An 18319-nucleotide genomic window follows, 5' to 3' on the forward strand; every position below is an offset into this window, starting at 1 on the left:
AATACTTACATGCGTGAATTCGTCTGCACTTGCTCCCTATGTCCCCCCTAGCAGCTGATGAGCATCCAGGAACGAGTTTCCATAACAGAAATATAGGGTAACGACTTTTCTTAGTACCTTGCTCTGTTTTTCTAACATAGGTAACGTAGTTTGGTAGACGAAGCCTTCTCTTTCTTGACAGTGTGACAGATAGAACGGATAATGTTGGTAAGGGCGCGTAACGCAGTGTAACGCTGAACTAGTTTGATGTACATAAATCCCTTTATATATAAGGGTATAATTAGTTAAGGTTGCGTAACGCAGAACTATCTTGGAATTAACGCAGCGTTAAATTGGGGGTGAAAGAAAAGGTGAATAATGAGGTGTTATACCCAGAAGATTTACTTGAATTAGTATCAAGTCGGTTTTCTCATGATATGCTTGCCGTGTTTTCAGAAATATGGAATAGAAAAGAGACAGGGATTATGTGGACTGAACTCCTCCAATCTCATGAGCGATATATTATGGAGAAAGCTCTTCTCATTTTTGAAATTACTGGATTCGTTGAAGTTGATATTGATAATAGAGACAAACGGAAAAAGAGATATATCCCGGACAGGACTAGAGGTCCGCAACTAGCAGAATTTATATATAAACTTTATCAAGGAGGTAATTAATCGTGGCAATTGAATACACAAATTTAGGCTTTATTACTCTAGAAGGTTTTGTTCGAAGAGATGATGTAACAAATCGTACGCTGAAGCTTTGCTTTATCTGCTGTGGTCAATATGGAGGACGACAAGGTGATGAGGAAGCGAGATTAGGGCACTCCGTGTTTGTGATTAACACTTCGGAATCCGACTTACTTGACTTAAAAGCCATTGCTAAAAATAGTGACCGGATCATCAAGTTGGAAGGCTACGGTGGAGCAGCAAAAGACATTGAGAGAGGACAAGCTGCCATCTATGATAATAGTGAAGCCATTGTGAATGTCCTACAGCATGAGGATGTTATTGATGCCGATCATGTATTTGTAGTAGGTGGCATGGGAGGCGGAACAGGTAATGCTGCTATTCCAATGATTTGTAGTAACCTTGCTAAAATTAGAAAACCGTTTAATGGTAAGCCTTCTTTCGGTGCAATTATTACGGTACCAGCATCTTGGGAAAAGCGTGGTATTAAGAAAAATGCACTTTGGGGATTAGGACATCTGGATCAACTGGTTAAAAATGAAGACATTGGTGCAATAGTACTGATAGACAACGATAAACTCTATAATCTGACTCAGGGTGTACACAGTAATACAACAGAGACACCTTTAAACTGGATGGATTATGGTAATAGTAGTCTCGCTGCCCTTTTAGATGAAATAACTATGCTTACCTCACTCCCCTCTTCAAAAGCATTTGACCTGGACGAATGGAGAGATGTTTTTAGTTCACCTGGATGGGTATCTATAGGGAAAAGTTATATTACTAATAGTAACGAAATTGATAGAAGTGACAAAATATTCAGAGATGCCTTTGCGAATTCTCCGACAGCCAGTGACTATGATTATGAATTAGATACTGTAAATGGTTTTATGGCGGTTATTCATCCTAAAAACGAAATTATTACTGATTCGAGTTTCAAAGTGCTAGAAGAGCAATTCGGGGACTTTATAGAAAGTGCTGAAAAGCCTCATTCTGGCATGATTGCTAATCATATATGGGGTAAAATCACCAGTAAGAACAAGTTGATATCAGAAGATAAGAAAGCAATCGTATATACCGCAGCCGTAAGTATCAATCTTCCAGATCGGGTTAGACGGATGTTAGTTGAAATCGAACAAGAGGAAGAAAAACTTGAGAAAAAAAGAATTGAACGAAGCGATAAAAAGTCACTAGATCTCTCCTCATTTACAAAGCAAGAAGATAAAGTTGTAAAAGAAAAGTCTTCACTCGGCAACCAATTTGATCTCTTCGGTTCAAAAACAGAAGAAAAAGAAAAAAACAACAATACATTTGATCTGAAGTTAAATTTTCCACCAAGAAAGTAATTCTAGTAGAGGCCTCTTCAAAGAGGGCCTCTTTTTTTATTATTTCTAAAATAGTTCTGCGTAACGCAGCGTTATTTTTGAAATAACGCTGCGTTAAAAAACGTTGATATAACGGTATTTTTCGAGTATAGTTCTGCGTAACGCAGCGTAACGCTGCGTTAAATTTAGATTTTTTATTATATAAAATCTTCAAACAAGGTTAATCATTCCTCTCTTCTTGGCTAACTTCAAAGCTCTAAGATTTAAGTTTAGATCCAAAATAGAATTCAGCTCCTATCCCCTTCTCCCTTCTTGAATTGTTATTTTTGCATTGTATCTGAGGTTGTTCAATTCCCCCCCTATCTTGGTTTTGTTCTAAAGCTTTACCTTGAATGTGTTTTGATTTCTCATTTAATCAAATGATAATGCTTAAAAACCCTTATATACCCGTTTTACATCCCCCTTCGGTTGTTATGACAAGGTAGATCATTGAGGCAGCAGTGGTTTTCAAGCCCAAACGCGACTTATTTCAACAGATTTGATCAGAAAACTATCTGATGTGTTCTGATAGAATATAATCTAAATCAGAAATAATAATACTGAATCAGATTTCATCAGATGTAATTATAATTCAATAGAATATATCAAAATAACTAAATGTAATGATAAATAATACAGGATATGAGATTCTGAGGTGGTTTAAATCGTGACAGATCATATTAGATTGAGGTAAAATATAATATGAGGTGATCTGATAATGGATGAAATGAGCAAAATGAGTGACCGCCTAAGCCAAGAATTTAAGCAAGACCCCCTTTATAAGTTGATTACAAAAACAGACCTTTTAGATGAACTGTTTGATGACTACATAGAGGACTTGAATGAGTCCGTAGATTACACAACAACTGAATTCGAAGGGTGGTATTGCACGCAAGAGCAGGCGGTCAATTTCTTGTGTAAGCCGTCAACAATGCGGAGCTGGCAAAAGCAATTGAACCATTATATTGAGGGGAGAATGAGTGGCCGGACTGTGATTATGGACTATCAAGCTGTTTTCCGTCTCAAAATGGCACTTCTGCTTCGTAAACACCAAAATATTAAGCTCAACCGATGTGCAGAAATGGTTGGCATTGTCTCTAATGATAGTCTTCGGATTCTTGACAATTATGAGGATGAGAGGCGAACTAGCCAAGAAAGTGGAGTTGTTAACCCTTTCGCCAGTGCTTCTGAGGAACAGATGCAAAAGATGAGTGAATGGATTGCAGGAATCGTTGACAAGCGAATGGAAGAGATGAGGATGCTTGCACTTCCTGGAGAAGACCGGATGAATGAGCTGCAAGAAAAAGTGGAAGGGATCGCTGATGTCTTGACTCAACTCCAAAGTTCCGTTAATTCTGAAGAGCAACAAGAAATTCTTGATAAAGCGGTAAGTAAGATGCGTGAAGACGTGGAGACGCGTGACAAGATCGTCATGGAACAACTCTCTATGATCCAAAAAGAGCAGAAGTCAAAACAAGAAATACAGCAGGAGATTGTTAACTCACTACCATGGTTCGTTAGAATGTTCGTTAAGAAAGATAAGTAGGAGGCACCCAAGAGGGGCCTCCTTTTTTGTTGATTTCAATCCAAAAGTACGCAATCGGATTGAAATTGATGAAATCTACTTAAATCTGATGTGATTTGATCTCTTCGTAAGTATGAGTTACTGCTTATATTTGTAACCAGTTAAGTATCTATTGAGGTTTCACTAAATCTGCTAGATCCTTAGAAACGAGAGCTTCTCGACATCTAATTAATTAATTGATTAGTTAGATAGCGAGACAGTATACTTGAGTATAGTTTCGTCTGCTTTAATACCAACTTGGAAAGGATGATAGAATAGTGCGGATTGTGGGAATGTTAATAGGAGGTTTGATTTCGCTCATTTTGCATGTGAGCTCTTTTGTGTTGAAGAATTTATATATACAATTAGTAAGATTTATACGAGATGATGCAAATACTAAGGCAAAATGGACTATACAAGCTGTTTTCCTTTTTCCGCTGTTCATTTATATTTTTATATGGATGGTGGGTAGGTACCAGGATATAATCTTTTTTGATCGCGAGCCGGCTACCTTAAGATCTATACCTTTATTACTCGTTTGCTTTTTTGGACATACAATCTATAACAGTCCAGTTTTACGAAAGAACATATATGCCAAATCTATTGTTCAAACCCTACTTAATACCATCTCGGTATTAGCATTAGGACAAATATTGATACCTTTTATAGGTTCGAGTATTGGTATTGTCATAACGTTTATTATGTTAACTATTATGATTTTTTTGACTTTACGACTCTCCAAACATAGCAGCCTACAAGATACGATGTTTGCCAGACTACATTCTATTGTTGAAAAGGCTCAGAGGCCTGAGAGATTTAGTTTGTTTTCATTATTTCCTTATACGACCGAATCTCGAACTAAAGCAGTCTATGCTTTAGAAAATTCAAAAATAGATTTAAGTCAAAGAGGATGTTTAAGTCACCTTAGATATTATTCAGAGGATTGTAGACTGGAGCTTTTTTGGAGCGTCCCTACACTATTCAAACAGAGTCAACTTCAGGTTTTAGAGAAATCAGATCGTGCACAGCATACCCAAATTCTCGGAGGGACGGGTTCTGGAAAAACCTTGTTTGCGGCAACAACGACAGCTCAGGATTTTTTTAATGATGCAATAGGAACAACTATTGTAGAACCTAAGGGTACATTTGTCAGAAGAAGTGCAAACTTATTAGATCGAATTGGTAGGAATTATTATCGATTAGATCCTGATGCAGAAAATTCTGATTGTTTGAATCCTTTATATGTTACAGAAGGAAAAGATTTTGAGTTGATGATAGAAGCTAACATATCAGCTTTTCACGCTCATTTAGGTCCTGAGGCAAAACAGTATTTTAAGTCTAGATCTACTCAATTGCTTCGGGTTTGTATCAAGGCCCTTAAACTGGCATATGGAAATGAATGTGGGTTTGATGAGCTTAATGAGATCATACAACCATTTGGTGAAGAATTAAGAACTGATACGCTATTTGTTCTTCAGCAAAAGAACCTTTTAAATCAGGTTCAATTACTCAATGAATACCACAAAAACATAGGAACAGATGGAAAAATCAAAGAGTTTACCATGCAGACATACTCAAGTTTGCATGATTACATGCTGGAATTAACGTCTAATGCACATATTCGAAAAATGTTCTGCGGTAAATCTACGTTTAATATTGATGATGTTCTTGAGAATGGTGAAATCGTTCTTTTTAACGCTGCCTTTGGTAAACTCCAAACGCTAACCTACACGGTTGGTAGATTATATCTGAATTTATTGCGCGCTAGCACATTTAGACGGGATCTTACCGGGAATTTCAAGGCACACTCACTATTAATTGATGAAATTGAAATGTTTGGTGATGAGGAATTTTCTACATTTCTAGAAATGGCTAGGGAATATGAAGTGTTTGTTTCGCTTATTCACCAGGGGAACGAGCAGCTAAATGATGTGAGTAGAAGGCTAGCTGCGATGGTGAAGCAAAATGCAGTGCAGAAGATTGTATTAGCTGGTTTAGAGGTGGAAGATGCAGAATATTATGCTAAATTATTTACAGACTATTACAAGAAAACATTAAGTAGCGGCACCGATGAAATGTCGACAACCGGTTTTAATACGCAAGTACGCGAAGAGAAGCGGTATCTTGTTGATCCGAGTGACTTCTTAAGGCTCAAGGGGTATAACCCGAGAACGGGCGAACCAGTGGAGTGTTACTTCCGTGGAGTTAAAGATAATGTAAGGTTAGATCCTGTTTTTGCTGAAATTTACCCACTACCTCAAGTACTATTCAGTCCACTTGGGCAAGAAAATCAAGTGGTGAAAAATAAGAGGACAGAGGATGAGACCAAGAAAGAAAACCTGCAGCTTATTGAACCCATAGTGGAGACAACAACAATTGATCCTCCTTTGGAGAAACCCATCGGCCTAACTGAAAAATTGAAGAAGGAAGAAGATAAAAAACAGGTAGTCACAATAGAAAGCAGCAAGCGAAACCCATTATGGGATGCTAAAAAAGTAACTGAGACATCTGAAACAAATAGTTCTATAGGAACGGAGCATGAGACAAGTAATTCTAATAAAGACAGCGTCACACTCTTAGATCAGGAAAAAAATATAACGATTCAGAAGCCTATAGTCAAGGAAGGGTTTGATCAAGCGGTAGTAGGAGATGCTGCTTTAAATATTGCAAATAAAGTTAGACTGAGAGCAGTAGAAGAAAGGAACAAAAAAAAGAAGAATGAAGCGGATTAACCGCTCATTCTTCTTCAGATATCTCAAAATCTTCAGTATATTTATCATATATTTTTCTTCCAAGTGGAGTTAATGTACACAGCACTGATTTTCCATGTGGAATAGTACCTACAAAACCCAAAGCCTCCAAATATCCGAGAGCATAATTCAACTCTCCTCGACGTACTTGAGCCGAAAGAGATAGGCTATCTTTATTCATTGTAGCAACTTTAGATAGAGCTTTCATAATAAGTTTTGGTCCTGTAGGAAGAATGTTTATTATAATTTCTTTAAGATAATTTTCAGTAGGTTGATTAAGATCTATGTCGTAATTTGCTTTGTTAAAGGTCATTGAATTACCACTCTCTTTCAAATTTATTTCTGTAGTTTGATTATTACATACATCTATTGAATAGACAATAACTAATCAATTAGTTAATTGCTTAAATAATCAATGAAAGCTAGTCAATTTGCGTATTAAAGTGGATGTGTTAATAGGAGCCTGTCCTTCTGTAGAACTGTTTTTTTCTAATGCTCGTTTTAAAATTTTATTATGCTTAGTATATTGAACCCAAGTCAGCGTTAAACACTTATTATCAAATTGTATTTTTCTCTCAGGGAAACGTAAATCTTTAATTTGTCTAAGGTTTACAAAAAGCCCACTTTCAATTCGAAGAAAATCAAATTTCTCTAATTTAGTTTCTAGCAGAAGGTAGTCATAGAGTGGTTTTTTTTCTAGATGCGCTTCCGAGTCTAAATGGTACTCGATTTCATTGTAAGTATTCACCCTTATGTAATTGATCAGGTCAAGTTCGATCTCTACAAATTCGAATTCACCCTTAACCGGATCACCTGAATATCCTGCCAGGTGCATCAGTACATTAAAGTCTGCATTGTATGCTTGAGCGAATTTTTTTAAGGTAATGGGTTTGGGAATTAGTGGACTACAATTGTTACGGTTTACTCCTTTCTCGACATCACGAATATATCCGTGGCTCAAACCGCATTTACGTGCAGCAGCATGTAAGGAATAGCCGTAAGAAATTCTTAGTTTCTCCAAGTAAGTTCCAAGTGTATTCATGGTACCCCCATATTAAAGTTATAGTAGGCTAAATTATATAACTATTGTCTTTATTATACACTATAGGCATATAGACCTATTCGAAAAAAATAAATTTATCTAGTATGGTAATTAATATTATGGAAGAAAACTGGTAAAAAATAATGTTTTGTCGAGAAAAAAACATATAATATGTCGAATAATAGCGAATAAAGTACTATAATGTCGACATAAAATTTAATTTAAAGAAGAAGATGGAAAAGTATTGACCGCTTGTCGTATTTATAGTACACTTCGTCTAGATTTGAACTAGAAGAACTACTCTTCTGTGACTATTGATCTACTTTATATAAGAGTATGAGAGGGATGATTTTAATATGTTAGGTCAAATGAAATCAATATCGGGAACTTCGGATATAAGTGCAGCGGGCGTTCCTAACATTGCAGTTGAGGAAAACGGAAGCTATTTGATGATTATTGAAGAAAGTGAAGAACTAGATGGTAAACTTACAGGCTACATACCTGCTTTAAGATTAGGTGTTGCTGGAGACACGAGCAAAGACCTTCAAGACAGCGCGAAAGATCTGATTAAGATGAGCCTTGAGGATAACATCAAACCGTTCACAAATGTAGCTTTCATGATGTTGAATCCAAATACGTAAAAAAAGGAGAACCATCTCCTTTTTTTACCAAATTCGAAAGTCCCATTGATATATATCATAAGAACACAAGGTCTGTAAAATAAGTATTCAGAAATTTATTTTAAAATACTCTTCATTTCTTAGACGGCATGTAGTAAGATACTAATTGTTTAATTCTCGCTTTCTAGCTAATTAGCTAGATAGCTTTTTTTTAGAATTCTAACTAATTAATTAGTTAGAATAATTTTTTTCAAGTTAACTAACTAATTAATTAACGTTGTCGTCTGAAAGGGGGACAGTTGTGAGTAATGATCAACTAATTTTGGATTTGGACTTCGTAATGACACATCCTAAGGTAGAAATAAAGAACCTTGAGTGGTTTTATAACAACTGCCTTATGGCCTATCATCATGTTCCTGTTTTCAAAATTGTAAATCATATGAATATGAGTAACCCATCACTATTACGGGATTGGTCATCACAAAATGTAGCCATTCGAAATGCAATGCAAGAACTGGAGATTCCAGAAACGAGTGTTATGACTATTGCTCTCCGTAGGGAGGATCTCTTATATAAAAATGGGTTTTACATAACGCCATATCATTCTCCGTCTGATTCGAACAGCTTATACATTTTGAAAAACAGGAAACACATCGATATTACCTGTGAAGGCCTTCAAAAGTTGACTTTAGCAGGTATTCAGGAAGAGAGTGCCAGACACTTTATACTTTATTTAAAACCATCGGAGGCTTCCAAATGAGTAATGAGCTTTTAAATATTAGACCATTTGCAATGTACGAAAAGGCACTTAAGAGGGGTGAAATACTGCAGGGAAGAATTAATGCAATTGAAGAACATTCGCCTTTTGGACATAGCATGAAGTGTGCTGTTATAGATCTCGAAAATGACTTGAAGGGTCTCATTCATGAATCACAGTTTGATGCACATAAATACCGGTCTCTTGTGGGATTTATTGACCATACAGTTGATTTTATGGTTCTTGATGTAAGAAAACAAAACCTAGATCCGGAACAATTTAATGTTTTCAATTATGAAAAAAATATTGTACTGCTATCAAGAATTCAGGCTTTGGATGAACTTGAAACAGAATTTTGGAACATTCCCGATGAACAGTTGATCGATCATGTTGTAAATGGTAAAGTTTCTGGCTTTCAGGATAGAGCGCTCTTTATAGATGTCAGTGGTGTAACTTGCCGCATGAAGATTCAGGATTATGAGTACGGCTGGACCGATTCTATGCTGAAAAAGCTGCCACTCGGTGCACCGATTACTGCGAAGATTATTTCATTCAACAGGAAAAAGAAAACAGTTGAGTTATCACGTAAAGAATTGTTGGAAGATCCGTGGGAAAGAATTCATACCCATTATGGCGTGGGAAATTTCTACAGTGGCATTGTAACTGCAGAGGTTCCCAACGTAGGTGTTTTTATTCGGTTGCGTGCTGGTATAGAGACGTTGTCCTGGTGGCCAGACAGAAGACCGGAAGGTCCACTGGTAGGAAAAAGTGTGACTGTAGCTATAAAGAGTATCAAAAAAGAAGAGCGAAGAATCAAAAGCAGAATCACAAATTTCCCGCATGAGGTGTACTAGTCAGGGGGAGTCAGCTAATGGAAGGCAACGTATCACCTTTATTACAACAGGAACGTACTGAGGAAGTCCTGGTGAAGTACCCGACGTATGATGATCCCTTTGCTTATGTAGAAAGCATGGCTCCTCTCACTAGGCATCAATACTATTACATTGAAAAATTAATCAATCAAAACTGGATTACGGATCGAGATTTGTTAATCGTAAAAACATTATTTGTTCATCGATGGCTAACGTTTACTCAGATTTGTAATTTGTTTTTCGAGGACAATGAACCAGCCACAGTAAGAAAAAGAATAAAAAAAATGCTCAAGCATGGTTTAATACGCACGATAACTTGGAGAAGCCACTCAAAATCCAAAGCCTCTTGTCCCAGCTTATACGAGCTGGGTGCAAGTGGGGCAGACATTCTCAATAACAAATATGGTGTACGCGTGGGATCGAGAGATCCGCGACATGCGAAGGCAACAACATTAGCTTATAAATTCAAGTACGTTATAGCTAATGAATTGTATATTCAATTGAACCATGAGCTCCAACTTATGCATTTTGAATTTACACCAGTGTTTCGCTTAGGTGAAGAAGTACAAGCCCCAACAGCTAGGTTTATTCTTCGTACACCTGGTGGTGCCGACCTGCCATTCATTTTGATATGTCATCGTGATGAAGAAAAGTGGATGAAGACTTTAAGATATCAGATTGATTTTTATAAGAAATACATGAAAGAATCGGGCGAACAATTCATCCTGGTAATTTTGGTGTCCGATGAAAAAAAAGCAGAGATAGCTAATAAAATTGTACGCACAGAGGGCTTTGGGGAAACCACTTGGTTTGTAACAGATAATGACCTTTATAGTCCAGACCATTGCCTCACTAAAAGCAGCTTTTTCGAGATTGCAGATGGGGTAAAACAATACTTTGACCTATCTTAGGATGGGCAATTAATCAGGTTTTGATTAATTGCCTAATATATTAATGGTCCATCATTAATGTTTTAGGCAATTTATGAAAAGGAAGTGTGTGATGAAGCGGGTCTTTATAGTTTCCATAGATAAGACAGAGGTTGAGTGGATAACAGACGAATTGAAAAGCTGTAGGGTGGTCGGGGATATTCAAGATTTTAATTTTTTTATCCCCCAATGGGAAGCAGCACAACCAGATACTTTGATCGTAATGGATAATGCATTCGATGAAGACGCCGAATTCTTGAATTGTGTTAAGAGATTGAATAATGAAGCACCCAGACCGCAAATCATTATTTTTCATGATAGAAGTGATCAGGATGAATTTCTTCATTTTTTGGCGGCCGAAAACGTTCAGTGTATTGCATATGGACACCCGAGTATCTCCGACTTGGAGAGGTTGTTGTTCGGGAGCAGTGCTGTGGTCGTTGAACCTGCTAACGAAGAACTAACGAAAGAGGAGCCGAAGGCTCTATCAAGCAACACAGAATCAACTATTGCTGAGCATGGAAGTGGTACACAATCAGGCAAGGTTCAGGAGACAGGGATGTTGAAACAAATCCTCACTTCTTTTAAGCACACTAACAAACCATTAGAGAATAACGCACCAAGGACAGTCAAGCCAGGACCTGCTGAATTTCTTGATGAGGATAGAGTCGAAGAGGAATTTGTAATACCTAAGCAAGAGGTAGAAATTGTCTCTGAACAAGAACTTGAAGCTCCTGAAAAAGAGAGTATAAGAACGATCGAAGATCAGACTTACCAGCAACCCATGGAAGTCACAAACCAAACGATGGATTCACACTCTCAAGAGATAAATGAAACTGGTGGGGCAGCCTTTTTTGAAGTTAAAACAGAAGAGAAAAATAATAGGATTCTAACTGAGAACAGTGATTCTGAAGTTGAAAATCCTAAAGCTGCTTCCGACCCCGGCAAGCTGAAGCAGTTTCTTCGATTAACTCGAGCAGAGAATGTTCAAAGCCCTTCCGAGGAGGAGGTGAGCAATAATAGGAGCCAGTCATCTCCAAAGAAAAAAAGTAAGGCCAGGAAAGAGAACCAATCTAAAACGAGTGCAAATGATATCTCTGTTTTTTCTGGATTCGGTACCATGGTCATTGGAGTTGCCGGAATGAATGGAAGGGTTGGTACCACAAATCAGGCTATTCAATGTGCGATGTATTTGGCCAAGAAGCATAAGAAGGTTGCTTGCTTTGAATTAGGTCAAGAAGCTGTATTTTGGAAAATGAATCACTCACGACAAAATCCATTTCAGTTTGGAGGGGTTGATTTTTACCCAAAATGTACGGAATATCTAAAAATCATTTTCAGTAATAAATATGATGCTGCTGTTTTGGATCTGGGGGCACTCGTGAAAGAAGGGGACTTAACTGCCCAGGTTCAGGAGTATGCTCGCGCAAACTTTAAATTACTGATTGCTGGTTCCGCAGAATGGGATATTGATAGATTGACGGATGCAGTCGAGCAGCTACATGATAATCACTTTTTGCCAGGCACAAAAATTATTATGAACCTCACTGATGAGCGTAGTTTTCGTAAAATCGAATCCGAAATGCTGACCAAAAAGCAACAAAAAGAATTCGGGATTACGCTACATATGGGATCATTATGCCCCGATCCATTGAGTGATGTTGACCATGCCTTATATGACACAATTTTTGAGGTGAACAATGTTAAGAAGATTTAAAAAGAATAAGATTACGACTATTAAAGAACAGCCGCCAATTGTTGTTTCCATTTTCGACCCGAATTCAGGAGATACTACTGAAACAGCATTATCAGTAGCAAAAAAATGGATGGGAGTCACCCAGAAAAAAGCAGTCATTATTGAATTCCCGTGTCTTGGATTACCTCGTTTGCTTTCGCGGATTGAAGATCCAGACACGATATTAAAAGAGCAAAGCGTAGATCAATATTTATTAGATATGGATCGCGGTGATGTTAAAACGCTAGATACATATATCACTACTGTTGAAGGCGTTGACTGTGTAGCAGCTCATCCAAAAACTAGCGCTGATATACCTGTGTTGATCAAAATGGAGAACTTAAAGACAGCTCTACAAGCACCGGAACAACTGGCTCAGGGTTTACTTGGTACCTATGATTTAGTTATTTATGCACTGCAAGGTCAATTATTCCATCCAATGAGTTTTGGTGCCCTAAGACACGCTGATAGCGTCATTGTTCAGGTTCAGTCCCTTGTAGCTTTGCCGCATTCTTATAAGACATTAAAAAAATTGCCTACGTATGGTGTCGAAGATCAAGTTATCCTATACAGCGATTTTCAATTGGCACTTCCAGAAAAAGTATGGAAAAAGGATGAACTCACTTCGTTTATTTGTAATCTAGACAAAAAAGTAATTTCAAAAATTTCGGATCAGAAACCTACAACTTTTTCTCAACATATTGGTGTGATTAACCCAGCAGAACACATAGCCTATCAATCCTCTCTACAAGGAGGAAATGGTGTTAGTCTCAACATCCGGGAGTCCGAACAATTAAAAAGGTTAGTTGACCAAACTCGCCAAGTCTTAAAATCACAACACGCTGATGAATTTATTGAATCCTTTACGAATATCCAAAAGCGGGGAATTATACAGCATCACATCGCAGACTATATCCGTGAACAAACTACCTATAAATTTACAGCCAGTATAGATGTTATCATTCAAAAAGTTCAAACTGAAATTACCCAAATGGGACCACTTCAAGTAGCTTTAGATGATCCCAATACTTCTAGCATTGAGATCAATGGGCCGGACGAAGTCATGTCTGAGATTAACCATGTTGATCAGCTCGATACCCGAGTGAAGTTCGAAGACAAAGAGCACATCTATGCCATCATCAATAAAATGCTAATCCCTATGGGGAAAACACTCACAGCGAATGATCCGGTTCTCGACTCTCAATATGGTGGGTTCCGTATTAATGTCGTTGCTGATCGGGATCGTGGTGGATTAACATCTGATTTTCCAGTTGTATCCATTAGAAAGTTCCCGCCCGATGTGTATACCTCGGAAGCTTGTATCGCGTATGGCAACATAAGTAAGGAAATAGATGAATTTAACGCTGATATATATCCACTGGGCGTTAATGAAATTACGGGGGGCTCTGTAAATGCTGGTAAGACTGCGGGGCTTCAACGGATTCCATTATATCTAAATCCATTAACTCGAATATTAACGATCGAAGATAGTGAGGAGATGATGCTCAAAAAGAAAGAAGCCTACCTCAACTATCCGAATATTGTTTCATTTTTTGTTAAAGAACATGAAATAGAACGTCGCCGGTATGATATTGCTAAAATCACTAAAATTACATTGCGTCAAAATCCTGATTGGGTCATCATCGGTGAAGTCCGTGACCATGCAGCTGCGCGACAAGCGTTAGAAGCAGCTAACACGGGTAGTAATGTAACTTTTACTATACATGCGAATGATGCCAAAATGACGGTTGTTCGTTTCTTCCAGCTGGCGGGGAATACACCGGATATTGCGTCTCAAGTTGGAGATTCCATTGATTTAGTTCGTTACAATGTCAATGATTTTGGTATTAGAAGACAAAGCGAAATCGCTGAACTGTTAGGATTCGATGAGCGTAATCAACCAATTCTTAACCCAATTTTTGTTTACAACTTCAAAACAAAGAAATTTGAACGGGTAGGATCGTTAAAAAATATGCGAAATAAGATGATCAGAAGCGGGGCTTCACAGGCCGTGATTGATCGCTGGTGTGAACCACTGAAGGAAGAAGCAGTATGATAACAGCCCTTCCGTTACTTCTATTGTTTATATGGTTAGCGACGTTCAGCTATATTCTGCCTAAAGTAAATGTTAAACAAAATAAAACCTATAACGCACAACACAATAGGTTGCTCAAAATATTAGGTTATGACAAGGTCCAGGAGGAAGCTAGTCATAACGGAATACAAATATCTTTAAAAGAATTTGTAGGAATAACTCTTTTCTCAGGTATTGGCGGGATCGTGATCTCACTTGTTACAAAGAACTACTTTTTTATTGTCATTGGTGTAATCCTTTGTTTTATGCTTCCCCAATATATTATTGGGAAAGTGAAACGCTCCAAACGGGAAGAAATTATGTTTGAGTTACCGGATAATCTTAAAACGCTCACCAGTAAGCTTATCGATTTTGCATCAGTTCTTAGTGCTCTGGAGCAAGCGGTTCCTGATATGTACGGTCAAACTAAACTAGTATTTCAGGCAATTTTAAATGATCTTACCTTAGGTTTCACTTTGGATAAAACTTTAGAAGAAGCTCAAAAAAAAATAAAAGTACAAAGATTTACGGAGTATTGTGAAAAACTTTTAATGGCTGAACAAGAAGGGTTTCATGAGCAATCGATTAGAAGCCTGAAGGAAACAACGAAAGAATTCAGTTTAGATAACACAATGATTCGTGACCTTCAAATTAAATCAAAGAAGGACAAACGCCAGCTTGTAATAGTTATTATTTTGGCTTGGTTCGTGCCTGTTGTTCTTTCTACCATGAATACAGGAAATGCGAACGTATTTCTGGATACTTTTCTGGGCCAGATGTACATTGCTATTTTTGTACTTGCTTCCGTTTTTGTGCTCGTCAAGTCGGATGAGTGGTTGGCTGTCAACCTTGAAGAACTATGAAGGGAGGTGAATATCATTGATATGGATCTATATGCTCGGGTTTGCTCTATTCGCTGTTTTACTTTTAGGTATACATCAAATTGTACCAAACTTCCAAAAAGAGGCTCAATATACCAGGGCAGCGGAAAATGTAACTCGTTCTGATTTAGAACGAGCACGACTTAAAAAAGGAAAGGCCACACTCTGGTTGAGTGAAAAGATTCTTCCTAAAATAACTCAAAACCCGATTTTCAGAATAGATCGGCTCTTGGGGAAAAATATGAAACAAAACATCGAAGTGATGGGGAAGTATGCCAGTGTTGAAGAAATGCTTGCAATCAAATTATTACAGGCCCTCATTCTATCTTCACCTATTTTTCTTCTCTGTTTTTTACTTGAGAGTTATTATGCCGCGGTTCCCGTATTTGTGGTCATCTTTTTAATCAAGGGTATCCGCGATGTAAGAGCATCGTTTACCTCTATGCAACGAGAGATAACTAAGGATTTACCCAAATTTATAGATAAAATGAATATGGCTTTAGAGTCAGGGAAATCATTTGTTACCGTCTTCCGAGAAATGGAGAAACGCTGCGGACAGAAGATGAAGCTGTTGTTGAAACGGCTGAACAGTAACTTGCAACATATGGAGCCCGGAATGGCGATTGAGATTTTTGCGAGGGAAACGACGATTCCTATTATGCTTCCTTTTGCTACGGCTATTAAGATCGGTATCAACTCCGGATATGAAGAAGGCAAGGTACATTTAGATGAAATCCGTGAAGAAATGCTGAAGCTGCGAAGAACCGCAATGGAAGAGAATACGAAGTCCAAACCTGAGCGGGTCAAGTTGAGTACAATTGGGATTATTTTTATGGCTATAGGTTCTGTAATTATATGCTTTGTAAGTATTTTTTCAGACTTGCTTCACACATTCTAATTTAATGGGGGATTTATCAATGAAATTATCTAATCAATTGGTCAAGGCTACAGATGTTATGGCGGTAAAATTCAACTATAGAAGCACAAAGTTTATTCAAAAAACCTATGCATTAGGGCAAAAGGCAATTTCAACACTTACGAACCAAAAAGGACAAACTAGCGTAGGGAGTATGATTTGGATTTTAGGTGTTGTGGTCGTAGCAGGAGCTATTATCATGTTGATGAAAAAATTTATGCCCGACCTTTGGAACATTATCGAAGACAAAATCAAAAGTGTGATGTAACAATGGTTAAACGATTTAAAGCTAGTTTTAACCAGCGTGGAGAAATGACAGGCATATTTATTATGCTTGGAATATTAATCTTTTCGGTATTCACATTTTTATGGACAGATATCGAAGGAATCTGGAGTGATAAACGAAAATTAGCAGTCGCTGTGGACGAGACATTTCTACAAGTACAAGCGGAGGGTGGGTTTGATTCCACTCTTCGTACATACTTTTACGATCTTTGCAGGGCACAGGGGCTTGATGTTACCAAAATTACAATTACCGGGACTCCTAAATTGGTACAGAGAGATGGACACGTTGAGCTAAATGCATCCATCACGTATACCATGAAATCCCTCAAGCCAATGGGGATTGGAGAGATAACCTTTCCAATTCCTGCAGATGCGGACGGGAAAGTTGCAACCTATTTTCGGCCAGGGGGAACTCCTTAATGAGCCCTGTTAAAATGATTTTTTTAGTTTATTTTTTAATGTTTTCTTTGTTTGTTTCCTTGGATATTGGTACAGCATATGCGGGGGCAGAAATTGCTAAACGTAGCTTAGGGAAGTCCATCATTTCTGGTATCATCGCTTCAACAGACGAAAGCTCATATGTAATGGGAAAAACTCTGTTGAAACCGGATCAGTTAGAAAGTAATGCACGCAGGTTTCTTATTTCTAATATGAAGCTAGATTCGAATTTAAGTAACCGTGTATTCAAAGACGGCCATTTAGAAGTGAGATTACAGTATAGAAGTGATGGTGCTCCCCGTGTAATTGCAATATATCGAGCGAAAATTGCAATGGTATCGGGTCGAATTATCGGACTTACAGACTACCCTATTGAAATCGTGAAGCAGACACCTTATTACGCGGAATATAAATAGCAAAAGAGGGGAATTAAGTTGTGAACAAATTGTGGAACCCTAAAATACGAAGAATAGGTATATTTCTTTCAGCTCTGATTATATCCGGTGTTATAGTGCTCATAGCTGTAAACATGGTGAATAGTAGCACCGAGACTGAAAAGGTTGTTGTGGTTACAGAGAATATTGGTCCTAACCAGAACCTGAAAGGCATGCTTAAATATCGTGATGTTGTAAAAAGCGAGCTTCCAAGTGATCCGGTGCGAAATATGGATGATGTTGAAGGGAAAAATTATTATACTTCAGCCATTGGATTTTATAAGGATCAACCCATATCTAAGTCTGGTATTACAACAAGTGCCAAGTCAACGTTTGGAGAAACCTTGGATCTTAAAAAGCCAAATCACTTTGTAGGGATAAAAGTTGATCAATCACAAGCTACTGGTAGTTTTATAAAACCGGGAGTTATCGTTGATGCGGTTGCTTACATCAAGGCTGATGGCGGATCTGGTCGCGTGATTGGACCAGACGATGATCCTGATTTGGCCGGATTAGTTGTAGTTGGAAGAGAAAATTCAGAAGGAACTGAACCTGGCCAAGATGGACGAAGCTCTTTAACTTCTTTGGTTATTGTTAATGCCCCAACTATTAGTGTCTATAAGAAATTGGTGCAGTACCAAGAGGACGGGAAAATCTATCTGGGTCCTGCAGGGGTGAAAACGAAGTAGAAAGTCATCGCCTACGATCATACTGGCAGGTGATGAGTTTCCCCAGCTGCCAGTATGATCGTCACGATGATCTATTTTCCAAAATATGTTTAAAAATTAGACACCCCCTTTTTTTTGTTGTAAAGTGTGTCTTAAGAAGTGCTAACTAACTAATTAATTAGTTAGCATGGAAGGAGGTTCTCTTAAGTCAAAATTTGTTGCTTCATTTTTCGAGCGATATCTTCCAAAATATCGTAAAGTTAAAGTAATACAAAAGTTTTTCGCAATTATTTGCTTGTTTCTAGTTTTGACCAAGAAG

The 18319-nt window shown here is 37.8% G+C and carries 18 protein-coding genes; 16 read left to right on the forward strand and 2 right to left on the reverse strand.

What is annotated here, in order from left to right; translation table 11 throughout:
• Positions 1 to 350: 350 nt before the first annotated feature.
• From NLX82_RS19640 to NLX82_RS19655, 4 genes are all read left to right on the forward strand, one after another.
• A complete protein-coding gene (locus NLX82_RS19640) occupies positions 351 to 656 on the forward strand; it encodes a hypothetical protein (protein WP_254348839.1) in 306 nt (101 codons plus the stop codon).
• A 2-nt stretch (positions 657 to 658) separates the two neighbouring features.
• Positions 659 to 2017 (forward strand): FtsZ/tubulin family protein, encoded by a 1359-nt coding sequence (locus NLX82_RS19645; RefSeq protein ID WP_254348840.1) that lies wholly within the window; start codon positions 659 to 661, stop codon positions 2015 to 2017.
• A 736-nt stretch (positions 2018 to 2753) separates the two neighbouring features.
• A complete protein-coding gene (locus NLX82_RS19650; protein ID WP_254348841.1) occupies positions 2754 to 3581 on the forward strand; it encodes a hypothetical protein in 828 nt (275 codons plus the stop codon).
• Between the two features lie 296 nt (positions 3582 to 3877).
• Positions 3878 to 6331: a type IV secretory system conjugative DNA transfer family protein gene (locus NLX82_RS19655; RefSeq protein WP_254348842.1), complete on the forward strand. Its 2454-nt coding sequence runs from the start codon at positions 3878 to 3880 to the stop codon at positions 6329 to 6331.
• A 4-nt stretch (positions 6332 to 6335) separates the two neighbouring features.
• Here the strand turns inward: NLX82_RS19655 and NLX82_RS19660 are convergent, their stop codons facing one another.
• Positions 6336 to 6662, reverse strand: a complete 327-nt coding sequence (locus NLX82_RS19660; protein ID WP_254348843.1) for a hypothetical protein — start codon at positions 6660 to 6662, stop codon at positions 6336 to 6338.
• 99 nt (positions 6663 to 6761) lie between these two features.
• Positions 6762 to 7391 (reverse strand): helix-turn-helix domain-containing protein, encoded by a 630-nt coding sequence (locus NLX82_RS19665; RefSeq protein ID WP_254348844.1) that lies wholly within the window; start codon positions 7389 to 7391, stop codon positions 6762 to 6764.
• Positions 7392 to 7747: 356 nt separating this feature from the next.
• On the opposite strand from NLX82_RS19665, the gene NLX82_RS19670 reads away from it, so the two are divergent.
• The 12 genes from NLX82_RS19670 to NLX82_RS19725 all read left to right on the forward strand — a co-directional run bounded on the left by NLX82_RS19670 (position 7748) and on the right by NLX82_RS19725 (position 18021).
• Positions 7748 to 8032: a hypothetical protein gene (locus NLX82_RS19670; RefSeq protein ID WP_254348845.1), complete on the forward strand. Its 285-nt coding sequence runs from the start codon at positions 7748 to 7750 to the stop codon at positions 8030 to 8032.
• 280 nt (positions 8033 to 8312) lie between these two features.
• Positions 8313 to 8771, forward strand: coding sequence for a hypothetical protein (locus NLX82_RS19675; RefSeq protein WP_254348846.1), 459 nt, complete (start codon positions 8313 to 8315; stop codon positions 8769 to 8771).
• Positions 8768 to 9622 carry a 30S ribosomal protein S1 gene (locus NLX82_RS19680; RefSeq protein WP_254348847.1) on the forward strand — a complete coding sequence of 285 codons (855 nt, stop codon included), beginning with the start codon at positions 8768 to 8770 and terminating at the stop codon, positions 9620 to 9622. The genes NLX82_RS19675 and NLX82_RS19680 overlap by 4 nt, the downstream gene beginning before the upstream one ends.
• A 17-nt stretch (positions 9623 to 9639) precedes the next feature.
• Positions 9640 to 10551, forward strand: a complete 912-nt coding sequence (locus NLX82_RS19685; RefSeq protein ID WP_254348848.1) for a replication-relaxation family protein — start codon at positions 9640 to 9642, stop codon at positions 10549 to 10551.
• Between the two features lie 91 nt (positions 10552 to 10642).
• Positions 10643 to 12286 carry a hypothetical protein gene (locus NLX82_RS19690; protein ID WP_254348849.1) on the forward strand — a complete coding sequence of 548 codons (1644 nt, stop codon included), beginning with the start codon at positions 10643 to 10645 and terminating at the stop codon, positions 12284 to 12286.
• A complete protein-coding gene (locus tag NLX82_RS19695) occupies positions 12270 to 14360 on the forward strand; it encodes an ATPase, T2SS/T4P/T4SS family (RefSeq protein WP_254348850.1) in 2091 nt (696 codons plus the stop codon). Before NLX82_RS19690 ends, NLX82_RS19695 begins: the two co-directional genes overlap by 17 nt.
• Positions 14357 to 15241, forward strand: coding sequence for a type II secretion system F family protein (locus tag NLX82_RS19700; protein ID WP_254348851.1), 885 nt, complete (start codon positions 14357 to 14359; stop codon positions 15239 to 15241). The genes NLX82_RS19695 and NLX82_RS19700 overlap by 4 nt, the downstream gene beginning before the upstream one ends.
• Before the next feature lie 16 nt (positions 15242 to 15257).
• Entirely contained in the window at positions 15258 to 16157 is a 900-nt protein-coding gene (locus NLX82_RS19705; RefSeq protein ID WP_254348852.1) for a hypothetical protein, read from the forward strand.
• 19 nt (positions 16158 to 16176) lie between these two features.
• Positions 16177 to 16443, forward strand: a complete 267-nt coding sequence (locus NLX82_RS19710) for a hypothetical protein (RefSeq protein WP_254348853.1) — start codon at positions 16177 to 16179, stop codon at positions 16441 to 16443.
• Positions 16444 to 16445: 2 nt separating this feature from the next.
• Positions 16446 to 16880: a DUF4320 family protein gene (locus NLX82_RS19715; RefSeq protein WP_254348854.1), complete on the forward strand. Its 435-nt coding sequence runs from the start codon at positions 16446 to 16448 to the stop codon at positions 16878 to 16880.
• The gene (locus NLX82_RS19720; RefSeq protein ID WP_254348855.1) at positions 16880 to 17314 is read left to right on the forward strand and encodes a hypothetical protein; all 435 of its coding nucleotides are present in this window, start codon (positions 16880 to 16882) and stop codon (positions 17312 to 17314) included. The genes NLX82_RS19715 and NLX82_RS19720 overlap by 1 nt, the downstream gene beginning before the upstream one ends.
• Positions 17315 to 17334: 20 nt before the next feature.
• A complete protein-coding gene (locus tag NLX82_RS19725) occupies positions 17335 to 18021 on the forward strand; it encodes a CpaB family protein (protein WP_254348856.1) in 687 nt (228 codons plus the stop codon).
• The last annotated feature ends 298 nt before the right edge of the window (positions 18022 to 18319 follow it).

Origin of the sequence: Paenibacillus sp. A3M_27_13 (assembly GCF_024213315.1) — a bacterium.
GTDB lineage: Bacteria > Bacillota > Bacilli > Paenibacillales > Paenibacillaceae > Paenibacillus > Paenibacillus polymyxa_B.

Bases quoted from the DNA above. Each gene is read 5' to 3' on its own strand.
- NLX82_RS19665 (WP_254348844.1), bottom strand. From the start codon at position 7,391: ATGAATACACTTGGAACTTACTTGGAGAAACTAAGAATTTCTTACGGC.
- NLX82_RS19720 (WP_254348855.1), top strand. From the start codon at position 16,880: ATGAGCCCTGTTAAAATGATTTTTTTAGTTTATTTTTTAATGTTTTCT.
- NLX82_RS19685 (WP_254348848.1), top strand. From the start codon at position 9,640: ATGGAAGGCAACGTATCACCTTTATTACAACAGGAACGTACTGAGGAA.
- NLX82_RS19650 (WP_254348841.1), top strand. From the start codon at position 2,754: ATGGATGAAATGAGCAAAATGAGTGACCGCCTAAGCCAAGAATTTAAG.
- NLX82_RS19680 (WP_254348847.1), top strand. From the start codon at position 8,768: ATGAGTAATGAGCTTTTAAATATTAGACCATTTGCAATGTACGAAAAG.
- NLX82_RS19700 (WP_254348851.1), top strand. From the start codon at position 14,357: ATGATAACAGCCCTTCCGTTACTTCTATTGTTTATATGGTTAGCGACG.
- NLX82_RS19695 (WP_254348850.1), top strand. From the start codon at position 12,270: ATGTTAAGAAGATTTAAAAAGAATAAGATTACGACTATTAAAGAACAG.
- NLX82_RS19715 (WP_254348854.1), top strand. From the start codon at position 16,446: ATGGTTAAACGATTTAAAGCTAGTTTTAACCAGCGTGGAGAAATGACA.
- NLX82_RS19690 (WP_254348849.1), top strand. From the start codon at position 10,643: ATGAAGCGGGTCTTTATAGTTTCCATAGATAAGACAGAGGTTGAGTGG.
- NLX82_RS19670 (WP_254348845.1), top strand. From the start codon at position 7,748: ATGTTAGGTCAAATGAAATCAATATCGGGAACTTCGGATATAAGTGCA.
- NLX82_RS19710 (WP_254348853.1), top strand. From the start codon at position 16,177: ATGAAATTATCTAATCAATTGGTCAAGGCTACAGATGTTATGGCGGTA.
- NLX82_RS19660 (WP_254348843.1), bottom strand. From the start codon at position 6,662: ATGACCTTTAACAAAGCAAATTACGACATAGATCTTAATCAACCTACT.